Below are 2,211 nucleotides of genomic sequence, written 5' to 3'. Positions count from 1 at the left end.
CCGGGAAACTTAACGGCTACTATGTCACAGCCCGGAGCGGTACGGAGTACAAGGCAAGCGAGATAGGGAAAGGCTACACTTTCGCCCATATCGAGAGGACACAAAGCAAACTGAAGTATAACTCAATGAACATATCACATGGAAACAAACTCACGTCCGGAAAAGGAGGTTTCCACCTCTAAGCAAGGACAATACCGACCACGCAGGAAAGACACCACCCCGAAAGTGAACCCGCAGCTTGCGGTAGAACTGGTATATCAAGAATTGAAGCGTGTGGAAGTCTATACGAAACGCATAGAGGACGCAACATCCAAAAAGGTACAGATAGACGGGGAAAGCCTTGAAAGTGCTGAAAAATGCCTAAAAAACGTGTTAGCGGACTTTGAACGGCAGGGGAACAGGATGAAAAGCGGTGGCTATGTGGATAAACGGGTTTCGTTCTACTCCATTCTTTGTGTCGTTATTTCCCTTTTGTTCGCTTGCCTCATGTGTTATCTTTGGGTGGATGCAGCCAAAGACCGGGATAACTACAAACGGTATTACGAATATTACCAAGAGCAGGCAATAGAACAAAAGGGCAACAAATAGACGACGTACAAAAATGTACGTCGTCTATTTGTTTTTTAGAGGTCCTCCCCATGAGCATTATTATATTCGTTATCGTAAAAAAGAATTAGTGAGAATTTGCCATATTTTTCACTAATCATAAACCATACGGAGCGCATTGCAGCTTCTTGTACGATGTTCATTGCTGCTTCTTTGGTTATGTCCTCTTTTTCTTTTTCTGATTTTCTTATAAATTCTTCGGCTGGACATATCTCGCTTATTTTTTGAGTTAATTCTTGTTGTATCTTTTCTGGTGAGTTTTGAGGACTTTTGGGATTTGTCATTTGCATGAATCCAGCTTCAAATCTTTTGTTTCTAACCTTCATTTCATATGCAAGATTAATGTCTTCAGAAATATAATCGTTATCTTCCAATTTAGGAACGTATTTAGGGTTATCGTTGAATTGGTCGTAAAGGTTATTGAATCTAATTTTAATATCATGCTCGTTCCTTTCTATCGCATCTGCTACGACAATCCTCCATACTTTATTGCTTTGAGTAGCGACAAAAATATTTACTTTTTCGCCATTAAATTCACCCGTTAAAAGATCGATTTCATTGTCGTATTCAAACCCTTTAGCTTTAAGTTTCTGAATCATATCTTTTTTAAATCCATCTACGGGGATTCCCATAAATTTTGTTATATCTTTCTGTGCTAACATTGTCAAAGAATACATTAGCAGTATAAATAACAGTGAATTTTTCTTCTTCATGAATAAATATTTAAAGATTACAATTGCAAATTTAGAAAATGATTTGAAAATATGACATTTAGGGAGGTACTTTTAGTTGTTTAGCTGTCTTTTATTTTCCCTTTGAGAGAGTTTATAATCCACCCTTTAGGGTTGTTCTTCTCTCGTGATTTTCCGTTTAGAATTGCCAGTTCTCCTATAAGGTCGGCTATTTTTTCTTGTGCAGTTATAAGCGTTTCCTTGTTCCGGTTTATTTCTTCCGAAGTGAAGCCACAGGAATAACGGAGATATTCGTACACATGGTTATCTATTTGGTGGCGTGCCGTTACTTTCGCTTGAAGTTCTTTTACTTCCAGTTCTTCATCCCTGAATTGAGGTTGATATACTGGGTAAAATCTAAATCCAGTTACTTTACTACGTTTGTTGTTAGGGTTTTCACGCACTTTTACGTAGTTGAATGTGTATGGGCAGCTTTCATCAAGCGCAGCCTTTGCTGGTTTTAATACTCTTTCCTCGAAGTTGTCGATTCTGTCTTTTCCGTTTTTGTCTTTGTATTTGTCCGCAGGTATGCCAAGTCGTTCTTTTAAGTTGTCCAGTGATATATCCAAAGGGTACACCTGCCCACTCATGAGCATATAAAACCTAAGCGAATAGCCCGTAGGCAGCGCAAGAGCCTTGTTTAGTTCAAACTCCCTATATCCTTTTGCGAATTTGGTAAACACGTCCCAAAGGTCATTAGATACACGAAATGTTATAATACCGGTATGCTTTTTGTATTTCGGGTTAGATATAAATCCACATTTCCACCATTCATCATCATCTTCGTAAGTGAAAAAACGTCCAGCCAGTGAATCGAGTGCAGCTATGATTTCGTTGTAGTCACGTCCGGAAAAAATAACGTCAGATACATGCA

Annotated in this window: 3 protein-coding genes and 1 pseudogene; 2 read left to right on the top strand and 2 right to left on the bottom strand. The window is 38.7% G+C overall.

Annotated elements, in window-relative coordinates:
* Together HMPREF2794_RS27385 and mbpC are read left to right on the top strand one after the other, a co-directional pair.
* Positions 1–182, top strand: a pseudogene (locus HMPREF2794_RS27385) (mobilization protein); the annotation flags it as partial.
* On the top strand, positions 139–588 hold the full coding sequence (mbpC, locus tag HMPREF2794_RS00660; RefSeq protein WP_070750548.1) for a mobilization protein MbpC: 450 nt from the start codon (positions 139–141) through the stop codon (positions 586–588). The pseudogene HMPREF2794_RS27385 and the gene mbpC, both read left to right, overlap by 44 nt.
* A 35-nt stretch (positions 589–623) precedes the next feature.
* Here the strand turns inward: mbpC and HMPREF2794_RS00655 are convergent, their stop codons facing one another.
* On the bottom strand, positions 624–1,319 hold the full coding sequence (locus HMPREF2794_RS00655; RefSeq protein ID WP_070750547.1) for a hypothetical protein: 696 nt from the start codon (positions 1,317–1,319) through the stop codon (positions 624–626).
* 80 nt (positions 1,320–1,399) lie between these two features.
* The coding region (locus HMPREF2794_RS00650; protein WP_070750544.1) for a replication initiation protein at positions 1,400–2,211 on the bottom strand (812 nt) is incomplete at its 5' end.

The sequence above is a fragment of the Bacteroides sp. HMSC067B03 genome (assembly GCF_001811315.1).
In the GTDB taxonomy this organism is placed as follows: domain Bacteria; phylum Bacteroidota; class Bacteroidia; order Bacteroidales; family Bacteroidaceae; genus Bacteroides; species Bacteroides faecis.
The sequence above is the reverse complement of the archived record's forward strand: the minus strand, read 5'-3'. Positions and strand labels throughout refer to the sequence as shown.